13 protein-coding genes and 1 pseudogene are annotated in these 17,870 nt (G+C 61.3%); 5 read left to right on the top strand and 9 right to left on the bottom strand.

What is annotated here, in order from left to right; all coding sequences use genetic code 11:
• Positions 1 to 5: 5 nt before the first annotated feature.
• Genes FXO12_RS06000 through gnd form a run of 3 tightly spaced genes read right to left on the bottom strand, consistent with a single transcriptional unit; the run spans position 6 to position 3,330 of the window.
• Positions 6 to 830 (bottom strand): Cof-type HAD-IIB family hydrolase, encoded by an 825-nt coding sequence (locus tag FXO12_RS06000; RefSeq protein WP_057977519.1) that lies wholly within the window; start codon positions 828 to 830, stop codon positions 6 to 8.
• Complete coding sequence (gene zwf, locus FXO12_RS06005) at positions 827 to 2,350, bottom strand: glucose-6-phosphate dehydrogenase (RefSeq protein WP_057977517.1); 1,524 nt, start codon at positions 2,348 to 2,350, stop codon at positions 827 to 829. Before zwf ends, FXO12_RS06000 begins: the two co-directional genes overlap by 4 nt.
• Positions 2,347 to 3,330 (bottom strand): phosphogluconate dehydrogenase (NAD(+)-dependent, decarboxylating), encoded by a 984-nt coding sequence (gnd, locus tag FXO12_RS06010; RefSeq protein ID WP_019817573.1) that lies wholly within the window; start codon positions 3,328 to 3,330, stop codon positions 2,347 to 2,349. The genes zwf and gnd overlap by 4 nt, the downstream gene beginning before the upstream one ends.
• A 274-nt stretch (positions 3,331 to 3,604) precedes the next feature.
• Between gnd and FXO12_RS28725 the strand changes: the two genes are divergently transcribed.
• The 4 genes from FXO12_RS28725 (at position 3,605) to FXO12_RS06025 (ending at position 8,385) form a co-directional block, all read left to right on the top strand.
• Positions 3,605 to 3,766, top strand: coding sequence for a DUF6026 family protein (locus FXO12_RS28725; protein ID WP_164919359.1), 162 nt, complete (start codon positions 3,605 to 3,607; stop codon positions 3,764 to 3,766).
• A 157-nt stretch (positions 3,767 to 3,923) separates the two neighbouring features.
• Positions 3,924 to 5,666 (top strand): phosphoethanolamine transferase CptA, encoded by a 1,743-nt coding sequence (locus FXO12_RS06015; protein ID WP_032892095.1) that lies wholly within the window; start codon positions 3,924 to 3,926, stop codon positions 5,664 to 5,666.
• Positions 5,667 to 5,794: 128 nt separating this feature from the next.
• Positions 5,795 to 7,987: a TonB-dependent siderophore receptor gene (locus FXO12_RS06020; RefSeq protein WP_160049592.1), complete on the top strand. Its 2,193-nt coding sequence runs from the start codon at positions 5,795 to 5,797 to the stop codon at positions 7,985 to 7,987.
• A 185-nt stretch (positions 7,988 to 8,172) separates the two neighbouring features.
• A complete protein-coding gene (locus FXO12_RS06025) occupies positions 8,173 to 8,385 on the top strand; it encodes a hypothetical protein (RefSeq protein WP_034127722.1) in 213 nt (70 codons plus the stop codon).
• Between the two features lie 102 nt (positions 8,386 to 8,487).
• Here FXO12_RS06025 and FXO12_RS06030 read toward each other — a convergent pair.
• The 6 genes and pseudogenes from FXO12_RS06030 to FXO12_RS06055 all read right to left on the bottom strand — a co-directional run bounded on the left by FXO12_RS06030 (position 8,488) and on the right by FXO12_RS06055 (position 17,296).
• Positions 8,488 to 8,978 (bottom strand): annotated as a pseudogene (locus tag FXO12_RS06030) (GNAT family N-acetyltransferase).
• A gap of 165 nt (positions 8,979 to 9,143) precedes the next feature.
• Positions 9,144 to 10,250, bottom strand: coding sequence for a cell division protein ZapE (gene zapE, locus FXO12_RS06035; protein ID WP_057977535.1), 1,107 nt, complete (start codon positions 10,248 to 10,250; stop codon positions 9,144 to 9,146).
• A gap of 503 nt (positions 10,251 to 10,753) precedes the next feature.
• Positions 10,754 to 12,205, bottom strand: a complete 1,452-nt coding sequence (locus tag FXO12_RS06040; RefSeq protein ID WP_057977513.1) for an efflux transporter outer membrane subunit — start codon at positions 12,203 to 12,205, stop codon at positions 10,754 to 10,756.
• Entirely contained in the window at positions 12,202 to 15,378 is a 3,177-nt protein-coding gene (locus FXO12_RS06045) for an efflux RND transporter permease subunit (RefSeq protein WP_057977512.1), read from the bottom strand. Before FXO12_RS06045 ends, FXO12_RS06040 begins: the two co-directional genes overlap by 4 nt.
• A complete protein-coding gene (locus FXO12_RS06050; protein WP_057977510.1) occupies positions 15,375 to 16,541 on the bottom strand; it encodes an efflux RND transporter periplasmic adaptor subunit in 1,167 nt (388 codons plus the stop codon). Before FXO12_RS06050 ends, FXO12_RS06045 begins: the two co-directional genes overlap by 4 nt.
• 317 nt (positions 16,542 to 16,858) lie before the next feature.
• Positions 16,859 to 17,296, bottom strand: coding sequence for a DUF3995 domain-containing protein (locus FXO12_RS06055; RefSeq protein WP_034125683.1), 438 nt, complete (start codon positions 17,294 to 17,296; stop codon positions 16,859 to 16,861).
• Between the two features lie 93 nt (positions 17,297 to 17,389).
• Here FXO12_RS06055 and FXO12_RS06060 point away from each other — a divergent pair, with 93 nt between their 5' ends.
• Positions 17,390 to 17,779 carry a DUF2946 domain-containing protein gene (locus FXO12_RS06060; RefSeq protein WP_034125684.1) on the top strand — a complete coding sequence of 130 codons (390 nt, stop codon included), beginning with the start codon at positions 17,390 to 17,392 and terminating at the stop codon, positions 17,777 to 17,779.
• The last annotated feature ends 91 nt before the right edge of the window (positions 17,780 to 17,870 follow it).

Here is a 17,870-nt window from a genome sequence, read left to right on the forward strand (position 1 = left end):
CACGCTTAACGTGCGGCGAGAATAAAGCGTTCGAACGCCTCGGCAGCGCCGTCTTCGACATTGCTGCCCGTGACCACATTGGCCTGGCGCTTGACGGTTTCTTCGGCCTGGCCCATGGCGATCGACAACCCCGCCACATGAAACATCGCCGGGTCATTGCCACCGTCTCCAATCGCAGCCGTTTGTGCAAGCGGTACGCCCAGGTGTTCAGCCAGGGTTTTCAAGGCTTCGCCTTTGTTGGCCAGCATCGCGGTCACGTCCAGATACACCGGCTGCGAACGCGACACCTGGGCCAACCCCTGCACTTTCGGCTGCAATTGCGCTTCCAGCTCCACCAACAACTGGGTGTTGTTGCTGGCGGCGACGATCTTGTCGACCCTGTCCAGGTAAGGCTCGAAACTCTCCACCACTACCGGCCCATAGCCCAAGCCATCGGCTTCGCGCTGCACCATGGGCCCGGGCGGATCACGGCGCAGCCAGTCGCCATCGGCAAACACCCAGACTTCCACGTCCGGCTCGGCGGAAAACAGCGCCAGGGTGATGAGTGCAGCTTCCGCCGGCAGATGATGAGCAACCAGGATGCTGCCATCCGGGTTGACCAACGTACCGCCATTAAAGCCAGCCACCGGCACATCGATGCCAAAGGTCTCGATCAAATGCCGCATGGCCTTGGGCGGACGCCCGCTGGCCAGGCTGAAAATCACCCCAGCCTCGCGCATAGCGCGAATGGCATCGGCGGTGCGTTGGCTGAGGCTGTGGTCGGGATGCAATAGCGTCCCGTCCACATCACTGAGGACAAACCGGACGGGATGAATCGTCACGTCACTCATCCGAGGCTATGCCAGGCGCGGCCATCGCGGGCCAGCAAGGCATCGGCCGCCGCCGGGCCATCTTCACCGGCCTTGTAGGCCTGGATACCATCATCTTGCTTCCACGCATCCAGGAACGGCTGCACCGCACGCCAACCGTTCTCGATGTTGTCGGCGCGCTGGAACAGGGTCTGATCGCCGGTCATGCAGTCGTAGATCAGGGTTTCGTAACCCGTCGACGGCTGCATCTCGAAGAAGTCCTTGTAGTCAAAGCCCAATTCGATATTGGCCATCTCCAGGGTCGGCCCAGGCTGCTTGGCCAACAGGTCGAACCACATGCCTTCGTTAGGCTGGATCTGGATTTTCAGGTAAGTGGGCTTGAGTTCATCGACTTCGGTATCGCGAAATTGTGCATAAGGCGCCTGCTTGAAGCAGATCACGATCTCGGTGTCGCGGATGCTCATGCGCTTGCCGGTACGCAGGTAAAACGGCACACCGACCCAACGCCAGTTATCAATCATCACTTTTAGCGCGACGAACGTCTCGGTGCTGCTGTCCGGCGCGACGTTGGCTTCTTCGCGATAGCCGGGCAATAGCTTGCCGGCGATTTCTCCGGCGGTGTATTGGCCGCGCACGGAGTTGGCCCGCGCATCTTCCAGCGACCAGGGGCGGATCGCACCGACCACTTTGGCCTTCTCACCCCTAACCGCGTCGGCACCAAAGGCTGCCGGCGGCTCCATGGCGACCATTGCCAGCAGTTGGAACAGATGGTTGGGCACCATGTCCCGCAGTGTGCCGGTCTTCTCGAAGAAGTTGCCCCGGGTTTCAACGCCGACGGTTTCAGCGGCAGTAATTTGCACGTGATCGATGTAGTGGTTGTTCCAGAACGCTTCGAACAGCACGTTGGAGAAACGGCTGACCAGGATGTTCTGCACCGTCTCCTTGCCCAGGTAATGGTCAATGCGGTAGATCTGCTTCTCGCTCATCACTTTGAGCAGGCAGGCGTTGAGCGCCTCGGCGGTGGCCAGGTCGGAGCCGAACGGCTTCTCGATAACCACGCGCCGAAAGCCCTCGTCCGTTTCATTCAACAAACCGGCACTGCCCAGGCGCTGCACCACTTCACTGAAGAAGCGCGGTGCAGTGGCGAGATAGAACACCGCATTGCCGGTGCCGCTGTCAGCGATCTTGCTGGCGATATCGGCATAGGTGCTGTCGTCGAGGAAATCGCCCTCGACGTAGCTGATGCCCTTGGCCAGTTGCGCCCACAACGCGGGGTCGAGGGCGTTCTCGGCATTGCCCCTGACTTTGCTGGAGGCTTCGGTACGAATGAAGTCCTCGAGTTTCTTGGCAAAGTCCGCATCGCTGATGGCGTTGTGATCAACGCCGACGATACGCAGGCCATCACCGAGCAACCCGTCACGGCTGAGGTTGTACAGCGCCGGCATGAGCAAGCGCTTGACCAGGTCGCCATGGGCGCCAAACAGAAACAATGTGGTGGGTGGAGCAGGTTCGGCCTTGGGTTTCTTGCCGTTGGCGGTCATTTTTTGGAAGTCTCCACATGGCCGCCAAAGCCGAAGCGCATGGCAGACAGCATTTTGTCACCGTAGGTGCTCTGCTGGCGGGAACGGAAACGCGCGAACAGCGAGGTCGACAACACCGGAACCGGCACCGCCTGCTCCATGGCTGCTTCGATGGTCCAACGGCCTTCACCGCTGTCGGCCACGGAGCCCGAGTAGCCGTCGAGTTTCGGGTCGGTGGCCAGGGCGTCGGCGGTCAGGTCCAACAGCCAGGACGACACCACGCTGCCACGACGCCAGACTTCGGCGATGTCGCCAACGTTGAGGTCAAAGCGCTGGTCTTCCGGCAGGTTTTCCGAGTTCTTGGTCTTGAGGATGTCAAAACCTTCGGCAAACGCCTGCATCATCCCGTACTCGATGCCGTTGTGGATCATCTTGACGAAGTGCCCGGAACCCGCTGGGCCGGCGTGAATGTAGCCCTGCTCGGCACGTGGGTCGGCAGAGGCCGAACGGTCCTTGGTGCGCGGAATGTTACCCAGGCCCGGCGCGAGGCTTTTGAAGATCGGGTCGAGGCGATTCACGGTCTCGGTGTCGCCACCGATCATCATGCAATAGCCCCGTTCCAGGCCCCAGACGCCGCCCGAGGTGCCCACGTCCACATAGTGCAGGCCCTTTTCAGCCAGGGCCTTGCCGCGACGCACGTCGTCCTTGTAGTTGGTGTTGCCGCCGTCGATGATCACATCGCCGTCTTCCAGCAATTCGCTCAGTGCGTTGATGGTGTCTTCGGTGGGCGCGCCCGCTGGCAACATGACCCAGACAGCACGGGGCTTTTGCAGGCCGGCCACCAGCGCTTTCAAGTCGGCGACGCCGGTGGCGCCCTCCTCGCTCAAGGCTTTGACGAAGGCTTCGTTACGGTCGTATACAACGGTGGTATGCCCATTGAGCATCAGGCGCCGCGCAATGTTACCGCCCATGCGGCCTAGTCCGATAATCCCCAGTTGCATGTGCTGATGCTCCTAACTTCTAAAAAATGTGTGACATAGTTTATAGCGCAATGAGGCTAATGAGGGTTAGTCCAGAGCGGATCCGTGTAGTTTCATGGCAAAAAAGTTGCCATCGTTTCACCATCACCCCGGCAAAAGTCACACGACCACCAAAAATAAAAAAGTTCCCTTGCTGCGAAAAAGAATTCAAACTTGCTTCCGACTGTTGCCAGAAACCTGTTTTGGCACCGCGATCTACCGGCTATTTGCGAGGTAAGCAATGAGCACAGCACAGATGACCCGTCCGCCACAGACCCTCTACGTCACCCTCCGTCGCGATGAACTGCGCCAGTTGAAAGACGAGCGCGATCAGTTGCAACAGGAAGTCCTGCGCCTGCGCTTGCACCTTCAAGCCCATCTCGATCAGCCGTCGGATGCCAAGCCAGCCCTGTGCTGATGCCCGTGCCGAACGCGTTGTAAGGCAATACCTACAGAAAACTCACAAAGTTTTCACATTCCCCTCTTGATACTCCCGTTCCGCGATGCCGCTCACTTCCTGGGCGGCCCGATGTTGCGCGCCTGCGCGCGACAATCTTTTTCTGATGGGGCGCTGGATGGCGATGTTCAAACGCAGCACGACGACTGCGAAAGGCTTTGATTGGGCCGGCCTTGGCTGGTTATTCCTGTTTTTCTGGTATTTCTCGGGTATTACCCAACTTCTTATCCAGCTGACCGGCACCTCCGGCTTCAGTGGCTTCCGCCAGGCCTTCTTCATGAGTGCGCTGTGGCTGGCGCCGATGCTGCTGTTTCCGCGTCGTACGCGCCTGCTCGCCGCCTTGATCGGCGTGGTGCTGTGGGCTTGCTCCATGGCGAGCCTGGGTTATTTCTTCATTTACCAGCAGGAATTCTCCCAGAGCGTCATCTTCATCATGTTCGAGTCGAACATCTCTGAAGCCGGCGAATACGCCACCCAATACTTTGCCTGGTGGATCGTGCTGGCGTTCATTGCCCACACCGCCTTCGCCATCTTCCTGTGGACGCGCTTGCGCCCGGTGTATCTGCCTCGCGGCCAGTCCATCGTGGCAGCCATTGCCATCGTCCTGGCGGTGGTGGGCTACCCACTGGTCAAGCAGATCGCCACCAGCGAAACCATGGAATTGGCCATCGATCGTTTCGAAACCCGCATCGAGCCTGCCGTGCCTTGGCAGATGATCGTCGCCTATCGTCGCTACACCGAGCAGTTGGACAACATGCAAGGCATGCTCACCAGTGCAAGCAAGATCCCGCCCTTGAACAACCTCAAGGACAGCATGGCCGGCCAGCCGTCCACACTTGTCTTGGTCATCGGCGAGTCGACCAACCGCCAGCGCATGAGCCTCTACGGCTACCCGCGCAACACCACGCCGGAGCTGGACAAGCTGCGCGACCAACTGGCCGTGTTCGATAACGTCATCACCCCGCGCCCCTACACCATTGAAGCGCTGCAACAGGTGCTGACCTTCGCTGACGAAGAAAACCCGGACCTGTACCTCAAGACACCGTCGATTGTCAGCGTGATGAAACAGGCTGGCTACAAGACCTTCTGGATCACCAACCAGCAGACCATGACCAAACGCAACACCATGCTCACGACCTTTTCCGAACAGGCCGACGAGCAGGTGTACCTGAACAACAACCGCAACCAGAACGCCCGTCAGTACGACGGCGATGTACTGGCGCCGTTTTCCAAGGCCCTGGCCGATACCGCCGAACGCAAGTTCATCGTGGTGCACCTGCTGGGCACCCACATGAGCTACCAGTACCGCTACCCGCAGACCTTCGACAAGTTCACCGACCGCCAGGGCGTGCCGGCGGGTGTCAGCGATGCGCAGTTGCCGACCTATAACAGCTATGACAACGCGGTGCTGTACAACGACTTCGTAGTCTCCAGCCTGATCAAGGACTACGCAAAGACCGACCCCAACGGCTTTTTGCTGTACCTCTCGGACCACGGCGAAGACGTGTTCGACTCGGCCGGCCACGACACTTTGGGCCGTAACGAAGGCAAGCCGACCGCGCCGATGTACACCATCCCGTTCATGGCCTACGCCTCGCCAAAATGGCGCGAAAGTCACGACTGGAGCTTCGCCGGCGACTTGCAGCGGCCTTACAGCAGTTCGCAGTTGATCCACACCTGGGCCGACATGGCAGGCTTGAGTTTCGATGAGCTGGACCACAGCAAGAGCCTGGTGAGCGACAGCTTCAAGCCACGCCCCCTGTTGATCGGCAACCCTTACGAGACCAAGCAGAAGGCGCTGATCGACTTCAGCCTGATCAAGCCCAAGAAGGCCGACGGCGCCGAAGTGGTGGCCAAGTAAGCCAGGGCCTTGTAACAGAAAGATAACAATCATTCTCGTTTGAGCCTAAAGTTCCGCAGTTCCTTTCGTCTTTGAACCAAGCCCTCCCCGCCTGGGGAGGTATCAAAGACGACAAGGAGTCTGCAGCGATGTTTGCGCCCTTCACCCGTTCCATGACCTTCACCCTCGGCCTGTTCAGCCTGGCGCTGAGCCCGGATTCGCGGGCCGACACCGACCCCGATACAGCCCCCGCCAAAGCCCTGGAACTGGGCGCGACCACCATCAGCGCCGACGGCCTGGGCGCCACCACCGAGCACACCGGTGCCTACACTACTGGCTCGATGAGCACCGCCACGCGGCTGAACCTCTCCGTCAAGGAAACCCCGCAATCGATCTCGGTGATCACACGCCAGCAGATGGACGACTTCAATCTCAATACCCTGACGGATGTGTTGCGCCAGACCACGGGCGTCAACGTTCAGCATTACGACTCCGATCGTGTCTACTACTCCGCCCGAGGCTATGGCATCAGCAACTTCCAGATTGACGGGATGCTCAACACTTTCGGCTACATGAAGACCGACGCCGACACCATCATCTACGACCGCATCGAAGTAGTGCGCGGCGCGACGGGCTTGACCACGGGCGCAGGCGACCCTTCGGCCACCGTCAACATGGTGCGCAAGCGCCCTACCGCCCAGTGGCAGGCCAAGACCGGCATCAGTGGCGCCAGCCATGACAACTACTACAGCTACGTTGACGTGGGCGGCCCGCTGGCGTTCGACGGCAAACTGCGCGGGCGTAGCGTGCTGGCTTACCGCGACAGCAAGTCTTTTCGTGACAACTATGGGCTGCAGCGGGCGGTGGGCTACGGCATTCTCGAGGCTGACCTTTCCGACGATACCGTGCTGGCCGTCGGCTTTGATTACCAGGACAAACAGGTACAAGGCACCTCCTGGGGCACCGTGCCCTACTGGAACAGCCAGGGCGGCAAGGCCAGGCTGCCCCGCTCCACCAACATGGCGGCGCACTGGAGTTCCTGGCCGCTGACCGACAAGACCACCTTCGCCACCCTCGACCATCGGCTCGGCGGCGACTGGCACCTGAAGGCAGCCTATACCCATCGCCAGAGCGACACCGATGGCAAGGTGTATTACGGCGGCGCCGGTTTCCCCAACCCCGACCGCAGCGGCATGACGGCTTGGGCCAGCCATATGCGCGGTACCTCACGCATGGAGGCCATCGACCTCAACCTGGCCGGCAGCTACACGCTGCTGGGCCGCGAACACGCGCTGATGATGGGCTATGGCGAAGCCGCTCAACGGGATGTCTCGCCCTTCATGCGCAGCGACCTGCCAGCCAGCTACTACCCCATTCAGGACTGGAAGCACATGGGCAGCATCGGCAAGTTCACCGACCAGGTGACCGACCTGAAGGGCGAGCACAGCAAGAAACAACAGAAAGCCGGTTACCTGGCCACAAGGCTGAGCCTCACAGACCGCTTGCACGCTGTACTGGGCAGCCGTTACGGCAGTTGGGAGCTGGAAAGCGCAGAGCCCAAATACAATGCCAACGACCAACTGACCGCTTCGGGCAAAACCAGCCAGACCCACAATGATATGTGGACGCCCTACGCCGGCCTGCTCTACGACATCACGCCGCAGTACACCGTCTACGCCAGCTATACCGACATCTTCAAACCCCAGGACTACCGTGATGCCAACAAGAAGTACCTGGAGCCCGTGGTCGGCAGTAACTACGAAGTGGGCCTCAAGGGCAGTGTGCTGAACGAGCGTTTGAACCTGGCCGCCGCGTACTTCTGGAGTACCCAGGACAACGTCGCCGAGCGGGATGACTCAGTCCCGCCCAACCCAGTCACGGGAGAGGAGTACTACAAATCCGGCGGCAAAGGTAACAAGGTCAACGGCTTCGAGCTGGAAGCCGCCGGTGAAATCACGCCGGACTGGAACCTGTCCGCCGGCTACACCTACACCCATTCGGTCAATGGCTCTGACAAACGCAACAACACCAGCCAACCCTTGAACCTGGTGAAGATCTCCAGCGCCTATCGCCTGCCGGGCGCCTGGCGCAAACTGACGGTGGGCGGCGCCGTGAACTGGCAGAGCGAAACCTACGACTTCAGCAACCGCCCGACCGGGCAGCGCAACAGCGAAGGCCGGCCAATAACCACCCGGGCGAAAATCACGCAACAGGGCTACACCGTGGTCAACCTGATGTCGCGCTACCAGTTCGACGAACAGGTTTCGGCGTCGGTCAACGTGAATAATCTCTTTGATAAGAAATATTACGAGCGCGTGGGTTTTTATAACGGGGTGTATTAGGGCGAGCCGCGTTCCGTCACGCTGGCGTTGGATTGGAAGTTATAGCCTCGCACATTGAAGTTAACAAAACTGTTAACTTCAACGGCATCTCCCGTTAATTCCCACTTAATAAGATAACGCCATAGTCGCCCCATGATCTGATCACGAAGCGACCAGACACCTATCACTTTAATGGGGATACCACTATGAAACTCTCGACCTTGATGCTGGCCAGCCTGATGACCCTGACCTCTGCCGCTGCCTTTGCAGAGGGCGGCGCAGAGCGCTCCAAGGAGTTCTACAACAACTTCAGCTTCATTCAGGAAAAAACCCACGGCAAGGCTGAGCAACAAGTTGCCAGCGCCGATGGCAAGTCGGTCAAGGCCGACACGGTTGAACAGGCGCAACCGAACAGCTGAGTTAATGCTTACTTAATCCGTAGCACCCTGCGCCATTCTGCTCCGTTGGCAAACGGTTTATTGGGCGCCATTTAATGGCGCCTTTTTTTTGCCGGTTATTTATTACAACGGTTTATTCCAGAACAACATCCGCCCATGGGCCGGATCAAACACTGAGTCGTCAAAACCAAACTTGCGGTACGCCGCCTGCGCCAGAGTATTGCCTTCCAGCACTTCGAGGGTAATCTTGCAGCAACCGCGCTGCCGGGCGATTTCCTCGACCTTTTGCAGCATCTTCTGGCTCAACCCCAACCCCCGAAACTGCTCTTTCACCACCACATCATGGACATTGACCAAGGGCCGGCAGGCGAAGGTCGAAAAGCCCTCGAAACAATTGACCAATCCCGCTGGCTCCCCCCGACGAACGCCAGCACACTGAACGCGTGTGGGCGCTTGGCCAGTTCGGCTGGCAACTGCTGCAAGAGATCGGCTGGCAGGCTGTGGCCGCCGCCCATCGGATCTTCAGCGTAATGGTTGAGCAACAGGCCAATGGCGTCGGCGTGCACGGCGTTGGTATAGCTGGCTTGCAGCACCAGGATGTCTGGGGTGTCCATTTCCTTCCTCGATAGCGACAACCAGGGAATCGTTTCCCTTTGAGAGCTGCGATTGTAAGCGTGGAGTCGGCAGTAGATGAAGGAGATAAGCGACAAATCGCTGACAGAAAATGCGAAGGTTGCGCGCATCAAAGCGTGCAAAGAGCTTTGGAGCGGCGATTTTTCCTAGGTGGCGAAGCGTTCCAACTGCATCTCTTGCAGACGGCTCAGGGTGCGGCGGAAAGGAAACTCCAGGTAGCCTTCGGTGTACAGGCTGTGCAACGGCACCTCGGCGTCGATAAAGAGTGGCACTTTGCGGTCGTAGCATTCGTCCACTAACGCGATAAAACGCCGTACGCTGTCGTCATGCACCGACAACTGTGGCAACTCTCGATCCCCGGCCACCACGCGCTCGGCACCGTCTTCGGTGCCACGGGCAATCCGGCCCGGGCGTTTCTGTGCACTGAGGTTGGGGACGTCTCCTAGCAGGATGGCGTGGAAGCGATCACATAACAGCATGAAATCCATCGCGGCCAGGGGCTGCTCACACAGGTCGGCATAGCGACACCAAAGCACGGTGTCACTGGCCTGCACCGTCATGATGGTGCGGTACCCTACGCTTACCGCCACACTGTTCACGGCTTGACCTTGGCTCAACTGTCGGAACACCGCCGCCAGTGCCTCGGGTTGATTCACCCAATAACGCTGCATGCCCACGCCGGGATGCAAGCGATGATCCTCGCCACCGTCCACGGCCACCACCTGCATATGCTGCTTGAGCGCGTCGATACCCGGCAGGAAACGCTCACGGTTGAAGCCACCGGCATACAACTGGTCGGGCGGCTGGTTGGACGTGCACACCATCACCACACCCTCTTCGAACATCACTTGGAACAGGCGGCCGAGAATGATCGCGTCACCGATATCATTCACAAACAATTCATCGAAGCACAGCACGCGCACCGCCTGGCTCAGCTCCCTGGCCAACGCCTGCAAGGGGTCCTGGGTGCCCGTGAGCTGGAATAAGCGCTGGTGCACCCAGGTCATGAAGTGGTGAAAATGCTGGCGCCGCGCAGGCACGCGCAAGCTTTGGTAAAACTGGTCCATCAACCAGGTCTTGCCACGCCCCACCGGGCCCCACAGGTAAACGCCGGCAATCGACGAACGCCCTTGATGCAAGGCCTCGTGACAGGCTTGCAAGGCTTGTACCGCCCGGCGCTGGGCGTCGTCGGCGACGAAACCTGGGTGGGCGATGGCATGTTGATAAGCGGCGAGAGGCGAGTCGAAAGTCATGCTTGCCAGTATGACGGACGCAGAGCTGTCCAGGCGCGAAATCTTGCCTGCCAACGGTAACCACGATGCGAAGCGAGTCGCTCTTGATCTGCTTTTGATCTTAGGCGCCCCGTTAAACCACGCTGGCCGGAATTCGACAGGGATTTGGGGGGTAAACCGGCAGGGATGCCGGTTTAGCCGCCCCGCGCCATGGATGGCGCGTGGCGGCGGCCCCCCAAATCACTGGCGGATTACGGGCACACCGAGCCTAAGCGAGGTGCCGAGTGGTGGGGCAAGAGCCTTTTGCTTACTTTTGGGCTCTTTTCAAAAGTGAGCCGCCGTCAGGGCGGAACCCTAAGTGGGCGTTACCGCAGGAATGGATATGTACGCAATCCAGCTGTGTTGACTGCCAGGCCGCCTTCGCGAGCAAGCCAGCTCCCACAGTTGGATCGTTGGGGTGTCGGGTAGATAGGCGTCGGCTGGCGGGCCGCCTTCGCAGGCAAGCCAGCTCCCACAGGTCCACGTTAGCGCAACACCGTAGCCCCCTGGCACGCCTGCCCCGCCCTCTCACAGATCTCCCACCCACCACCCAGCGCCTTATAGATCCCCACCACCGCCAAGCGCTGTTCCGTGCGCGCCGCCGTCAATGCCCGGCGGCTGGTGAAGTCCGCGCGTTCGGCCTCAAGCACATCCAGGTATACGCCCTCGCCTTGCGCAAACCGCTCGCGCGCAAAGCTGGCTGCCTCACGGTTGGCCGCCGCCTCCAACAGCCGCAAGCCCAGAGCGTTGCCGGCCGCACGGTTAGCCTGGAACGCATCATCGGTTTCCTGCAGGGCCCGCAACACGGTCTGGTCATAGGCGATCAACGCGGCTTGGGTACGTGCTTCGCTGGCGGCAATCCGCGCTCGTACGCGCCCGGTGTCCAGCAACGACCAGCGAATCACCGGCGCGATAAAGTTCGACTGCATGCCCGCATCGCCCAGGGCGCTGAGACTTCCGGCCAGTAAACCGATAGAGCCCTGCACCTGGATGTCCGGATACAAGCCAGCGGTTTCCACGCCAATCTGCGCGGTCGCAGCCGCCAGCGTGCGTTCGGCCGTGGCAATATCGGCGCGGCGCGCCAACAAGCCGGCCGGGTCTCCCACCTGCAACGTGCGCAGGTTCAAGGTTTCACGCCCAGGCCGGGCCAGCGGTGGCTTGAACCCCTGGGGCGCTTGCCCCAGCAGCACCGCCAGCGCGTTGGTTGACTTGGCGCGACGTCGCTCCAGGTCAGGCGCTACCGCCTCGACATTGCGCAACAAGGCCTCGGCCCGCAGCCGGTCGAATTCGGTGGCGGCGCCGACGCTGACCATCTGCCCCACCAGGCCCAGGCTGTCGCGCTGACTCTGGCTGATATCCGCGACCACCGCCTGTTCGGCTTCGATCCCTTGTAACTCGAACCAGGTTGCCGCGACCGTCGCCGCGACGCTCGCTTGCACGCTGCGCAGCAATGCCTGACGCGACCCCGCCTGGGCCTGGGCCGCCTCCACCGAGCGACGCACGCGCCCAAACAAGTCGATTTCCCAGGCTGCATCCACCGCCGCGCGGGTGGTTTCAATAGAGCGCTGCTCGCCGAACGGGGTCTCTACCTCGCTACGCTGGCGGTGCTCGTAGCCCAGGGCAGCGCCGCCGCTGGGCAGGAACCCTTGGCGGCTTTCGCGCAACAGCGCCTTGGCTTCGTCCAGGCGTGCGACGGCGATGCCGATGTCGTGGTTGGCAGCCAGTGCCTGTTGGATCAATTGGCTCAATGCCGGCTCGTCGAACACTTGCCACCACTGCACTTCGACCTCGCCCGGACCAAGCCCGGCGATGGGCGCGCCGAAGCTCGTCGCCCGCTGCGCAGCAGGCAGCACCGGCGCGGAGTAATCAGGCCCAACCGAGCCGCAACCGGCCAGCAGGGTCAACGACAACAGAAAAGCTGGATACGCCTGTTTCATGATGCGCTCTCCTTTAGCTGCACCGTCGGACTCGCCCCCTGACGCTGCACGCGCAGCGCCAGGCTGCGCATCACCACATAGAACACGGGCGTCAGGAACAGGCCGAACAGCGTCACGCCCAACATCCCGGCAAACACCGCAACCCCCATGGCATGGCGCATCTCGGCGCCGGCGCCACTGGCAAATACCAGCGGGACTACGCCGGCGATAAACGCCAGGGACGTCATCAGGATCGGGCGCAGGCGCAATTGACAGGCGTGGATCACCGCTTCCAATGGGCTGGCGCCTTCGGCTTCGAGGCTGCGGGCAAACTCGACGATCAGGATGGCGTTTTTCGCCGCCAAGCCCACCAGCACCACCAACCCGATCTGCACGAACACGTTGTTGTCGCCCTCCACCAGCCACACGCCGAGGATTGCGCTGAGCAGGCACATGGGCACGATCAGCAACACCGCCAACGGCAGCAGCCAACTGTTGTACTGCGCGGCAAGGATCAGATAAGCCAGCAGCACACACAGCGGGAAAATAAACAGGGCCGATGAGCCGGCGAGCTTTTGCTGGTAGGTCAGGTCTGTCCATTCATAGGTCACGCCCTCGGGCAGTACCTCCTGGGCCAGGCGCTCCATGAGCGCAACCGCCTGCCCGGAGCTGACCCCTGGCATCGCGCCGCCAGAGATATCCGCCGAGGGATAGCCGTTGTAGTGAATCACCCGGTCAGGCCCGGAGCTCGGCGTGACCGTGACAAACGCTGATAACGGCAGCATGTCCCCGGCGGCATTGCGCACCTGCAGGCGGCCAATGGCTTCGGCCTGCATGCGATGGTCCGCGTCGGCCTGGGCCGTGACTTTGTAGGTGCGGCCAAACCGGTTGAAATCGTTGACGTACAGCGACCCCAGATAGACCTGCAGCGACTCGAACACATCCGCCAGTCGCACGCCCTGGCTCTTGACCTGGGTGCGGTCGATGTCGACATTCAGTTGCGGCGCATTGACGTCCAGGCTGGTCATCAGTCCGGCCACCTGGCCTGACTCAGTGGCTTTGGTCATCAGTACCTGGGTCTGCTGCACCAGCGCCTCCAGCCCGACGCCGCCACGGTCCTCGACCTGCAGCTTGAAGCCCCCGGTGACCCCGAGCCCCGGTACCGGCGGCGGTGGGAACACCCCGAGGAAGCCGTCGGGGATGCTCGCGAACTTGGCTTGCAGGCGCCCGGCGATGGCGACCGCTGTCATATCCGGCGAGGTGCGTTCTTTGAACGGATCAAGCATCACGAACATCACCGCCGCATTCGGGACGTTGACGAAGCCGTTGACCGACAGCCCCGGGAACGCCACGACGCTCTCGACCCCCGGCTCATCCAGGGCGATTTTCGACATTTGCCGCACCACCGCATCGGTACGCTCCAACGAGGCCGCGTTCGGCAGTTGGGCGATGCCGACCAGGTAGTATTTGTCTTGCATCGGCACGAAGCCGGCCGGTACCGCGTTGAAGCCGAACCAGGTCAACGCGAGCAAACCGCCGTAGGCCAACAGCGCCACGCCGCGACGGCCGACGACCTTGCGCACGGTATTGCCATAGGCTTGTGGCGCTCGCTGAAACGGCCGGCCCAGCACCTCAAGCAGCCGCGTGGCGCGACCACGCAGGCTGCGCGGGTCATGCACCAAGGCCGCATGCCGTGGCCGCAGCAACAGGCCAGCCAGCGCCGGGCTGAGGGTCAACGAGTTGACCGCCGAGAGGATAGTGGAAATCGCGATGGTCAGCGCAAATTGCCGATAGAACTCGCCTTGCAGGCCACTGAGAAACGCGGTGGGAATGAACACGGCCGCCAGCACCGAGGTGATCGCAATGATAGGGCCGGTGACCTCGCCCATCGCCCGTCGCGCAGCCTGCATCGGCTCCTCGCCGTTCTCGATATGCCGCTCGACGTTCTCCACCACCACGATTGCATCGTCGACCACGATGCCAATCGACAGCACCAGGCCAAACAGCGACAAGGTATTGAGGGAAAAGCCCATCAGGTGCATGACCGCAAAGGTGCCAATGATCGACACCGGCACGGCCATCAAAGGAATCAGCGACGCACGCCAGTTGCGCAGGAACACCACCACCACGATCACCACCAGCAGGATCGCTTCCATCAGCGTGATGGCCACCGACTCCAGCGAAGCGCGCACAAACACGGTGGGGTCATAGGCAATCCGCGACACCAGCCCCTCGGGGAAGTTGGTTTGCAGACGCTGCATGGTCTCGCGCACCGACTGCGCCACATCGAGGGCATTGGCCCCTGGGCTCTGGATGATCTGCAAGGCCACCGCCGGCTCGCCGTCCAACAGGCTGCGCAGCGCGTAGGCATCGGCGCCCATCTCGATACGGGCCACATCACGCAGGCGCGTGACCTGGCCGTTATCGCCGGTGCGGATGATGATATCGCCGAACTGCTCTTCGTCCGTCAGGCGCCCGAGGGTATTGACCGTGACTTGGAACGCCGCAGTAGAGTCCGGCGCCTGGCCGACCGAGCCGGCGGCCACTTGCACGTTCTGCTCGCGCACGGCAGCAATCACATCACCGGCGGTCAAGCCACGGGCGGCGATCAGGTCCGGGTCGAGCCACAGGCGCATGCTGTATTCACCCGCGCCCCACACCAGCACATCGTTGATCCCCGGCAGGCGCGACAACTCATCGCGCACCTGCAGGTAGGCATAGTTGGAGATATAGAGCGGATCATAACGTTGGTCGGGGGACAGCAGGTGGACCACCATGAGGATGTCCGGCGAGGTTTTCTGCGTGACCACGCCCAGGCGCTGCACCTCTTCGGGCAAGCGCGGCAAAGCTCGCGAAACACGGTTCTGCACCTGGATCTGCGCCATGTCCGCGTTGGTGCCCTGGGCGAAGGTCGCGGTCAGGATCATGCGGCCATCGGTGGCCGACTGCGAGGTCATGTAAAGCATGCCTTCCACCCCGGTGATCACCTGTTCCAGCGGCGCCGCCACCGTCTCGGCAATTACCTGCGGGTTGGCCCCCGGATACGACGCCGTCACTTGCACCGTGGGCGGCGTGACGGCGGGATATTCGCTCAACGGTAGATGGAAGAAGGCTACGATGCCGCCGATCATCATCAACACCGACAGGACAATGGCGAAGATCGGTCGGTCAATGAAAAAGCGTGGGAAGCTCATTGCACGCCCCCCACCGCCAGCGGAGCCTCAAGCGGCTTGCCCTCAATACTGGCAGCCAGCGGTGTCACCTGCATGCCGGGGCGCACCAGCCCTTTGACGACAATGCGCTCGCCCGGTTGCAGCCCCTGTTCGATGACCCGCAGGCCGTCGACCACTGGGCCCAGTTCCACCGGGCGGTATTCGGTTTTATCACCTTCACCGACTACCAGCACATAGCGACGGCCCTGGTCGGTGCCGATGGATTGGTCGGCAATCAACACCCGGGGTTGCGCCGCGCCGGTATCCAGCTTGACCTTGGCGAACAGCCCCGGCGTCAAGCGCCCATCCGGGTTCTCCACTACCGCACGCACGCGCACCGTGCCAGTCTTGCGGTCAGCCGAGTTGGCCAGAAAATCCACGCGACCGGCCCGTGCATAGGTGGTGTCGTTGAGCATCGCCACCATGACCTTGGCGGCTTGGTCGCCCTTGGACCCGGCGTGTTGCCGCGTCGCTGCCAACGAATGCAGGTAGGTGCGTTCATCCACATCGAAATACACATGCAAGGGGTCGATGGAAACAATCGTGGTCAGCGCTGTTTCCCCACGGGTGACATAGTTGCCTTCCGTCACCAGGGCGCGGTCGATACGCCCGCTGATAGGTGCGGTGACGCGGGTGTAACTCAGGTCAAGTTGGGCTGTATCCAACGCAGCCTTGGCGGCCTCCACCTGCGCTCTGCCGGCGTTCAACGAAGCAACGGCGGTGTCGAGACGATCACGTGCCACCACCTTCTTGGCATATAACTGCTCGGCACGGCCATGCTCGGCCTGGGCCAGCAACGCATTGGCCTCGGCCTCGCGCAGACGTGCCTTGGCTGCGTTCACTGCCGCCTGGAACATACGCGGATCGATCACAAACAGTGGACTGCCCTTGGCCACGAACTGCCCTTCGGGCACGCTGACACTTTGCAGATAGCCACTGACTCGCGGTCGCAATTGAACCTGGTCGATGGCGGTCAACGAACCGGTGTACTCCACAAACGGCGTCACCGCACGCGCCACCACCTGGGCGACCGGCACGCCGGGTGGCTTGGCTGCTGCAGCTGGCGGCGCATTGTCCGAGCATCCGCCGAGCATCAATGCTACGGCCAACGCCCCGGTAATGAGGCTTACTGGTTTGGTGTACATCGTTCACCCTCCTTGGAATTTTCAAGACAAACCGACACTTGGGGTTTTTATCCGGCTTGCCATACTGGGAAGGTCAAGCGCTATAAAACCGGGGGGTGTGTTTTTGTCTGGGAAATACTTGGAGGTGAATCAAATGGCGGCCACAGGGGCTTGGTGGCGCTCGGGCTTACCTGTCGAGCGTGGTTGAAGGTGGGAGCTGGCTTGCCTGCGAAGGGATCAACCCGGTTTGGCTGGTAGACCGAGGTGTCTGCATCGCAGGCAAGCCAGCCCCCACATTTGGATTGCGCGGTGTCAGCCAGGTATCTGTGGGCTCAGGCTCAGCTCCACGCCACCACCAGCAAGCCGGCGCCCAACACCAGGCACAACGGCGAATAGAAATAGGTATCCAGGCGAGCAAACCTCGACCCGCCGACCTTCTTGAAAAACCCCACCAGCTCCGAATCCCCAATCGCTCGGGCAAACATCAGCACGGCAATCGCGCTGATACCCCACTGCAACGCCCCGTGGGACACCGGCGAGAAATACAGCCCGGCGCGCAGACACACGAGCAAGGCAATCGCCACCAGCCCCATCGCCACCAGAAAAGTACCCAGCGCCGACGGTTTGAACGCCGGTCGCGGCCCGCTGGCAAACTCTCCGGGCAGTTGCGGGATAGCGGCCAGGCTGCCGAGCTTGCCACCCGCAGCCCAATACAGATGCACCATGCTGATGAAGGTAAATACCCCGACGATCCATCGCGCAATCACAAAGCTCATGGTCGGCGCTCCACAAAAATGTGCGAATGAGGATAGCCGCCCTGAGTTTTTTTGCAGGCATTTCGTCGGTCGCTGATGATAAAGTGCTGCCCCATGAAACTCGCCCGTGCCGACCGCTCACTCATTGCCTGGACGCTCTACTGCTGCGTCCTGTTCAATGTGTTCGCCTGCAGCATTGGTCATGGGCAGATGGTGGGGATGCAGCTCAACGGCATCAGCGGCCAGTTCTGTACGGTGGACCCACGTACCCAGGCGCCCCTGCCCAGCAATTCTACGGATGAGAGCCTGCCAACGCTGTCGAAGGCGTTTGGTTGCCCGCTGTGTTCTACCGGCGGCATGGGCCCGGCGCTCAACTCCCACCTGAATGTGGCAGTCCTGCCGCAACCCCATGCGCCACCCGCAGCGGTGGTGCTCGCCGCCGACATTCCCGCCCGCTTCACCTGGCCTGCGGCTAATCCGCGCGCGCCACCTGCCTTCGCCTGATCCCTGCGCGTTCTGATCTGCACCGCTTCGTTTCCGTAAGGTGTACGGGGAGCAGTGCGTTGTTTTCGAGCCAAGTTTTCAGGATTCAACC

It is taken from the genome of Pseudomonas sp. J380 (genome assembly GCF_009827115.1).
In the GTDB taxonomy this organism is placed as follows: domain Bacteria; phylum Pseudomonadota; class Gammaproteobacteria; order Pseudomonadales; family Pseudomonadaceae; genus Aquipseudomonas; species Aquipseudomonas paracarnis.

Excerpts from the sequence above, each read along its gene's own strand:
- zwf (WP_057977517.1), bottom strand. The coding sequence starts at position 2,350 with ATGACCGCCAACGGCAAGAAACCCAAGGCCGAACCTGCTCCACCCACC.
- FXO12_RS06025 (WP_034127722.1), top strand. The coding sequence starts at position 8,173 with ATGAAACTCTCGACCTTGATGCTGGCCAGCCTGATGACCCTGACCTCT.
- gnd (WP_019817573.1), bottom strand. The coding sequence starts at position 3,330 with ATGCAACTGGGGATTATCGGACTAGGCCGCATGGGCGGTAACATTGCG.
- zapE (WP_057977535.1), bottom strand. The coding sequence starts at position 10,250 with ATGACTTTCGACTCGCCTCTCGCCGCTTATCAACATGCCATCGCCCAC.
- FXO12_RS06020 (WP_160049592.1), top strand. The coding sequence starts at position 5,795 with ATGTTTGCGCCCTTCACCCGTTCCATGACCTTCACCCTCGGCCTGTTC.
- FXO12_RS28725 (WP_164919359.1), top strand. The coding sequence starts at position 3,605 with ATGACCCGTCCGCCACAGACCCTCTACGTCACCCTCCGTCGCGATGAA.
- FXO12_RS06040 (WP_057977513.1), bottom strand. The coding sequence starts at position 12,205 with ATGAAACAGGCGTATCCAGCTTTTCTGTTGTCGTTGACCCTGCTGGCC.
- FXO12_RS06015 (WP_032892095.1), top strand. The coding sequence starts at position 3,924 with ATGGCGATGTTCAAACGCAGCACGACGACTGCGAAAGGCTTTGATTGG.
- FXO12_RS06055 (WP_034125683.1), bottom strand. The coding sequence starts at position 17,296 with ATGAGCTTTGTGATTGCGCGATGGATCGTCGGGGTATTTACCTTCATC.
- FXO12_RS06000 (WP_057977519.1), bottom strand. The coding sequence starts at position 830 with ATGAGTGACGTGACGATTCATCCCGTCCGGTTTGTCCTCAGTGATGTG.
- FXO12_RS06045 (WP_057977512.1), bottom strand. The coding sequence starts at position 15,378 with ATGAGCTTCCCACGCTTTTTCATTGACCGACCGATCTTCGCCATTGTC.
- FXO12_RS06060 (WP_034125684.1), top strand. The coding sequence starts at position 17,390 with ATGAAACTCGCCCGTGCCGACCGCTCACTCATTGCCTGGACGCTCTAC.
- FXO12_RS06050 (WP_057977510.1), bottom strand. The coding sequence starts at position 16,541 with ATGTACACCAAACCAGTAAGCCTCATTACCGGGGCGTTGGCCGTAGCA.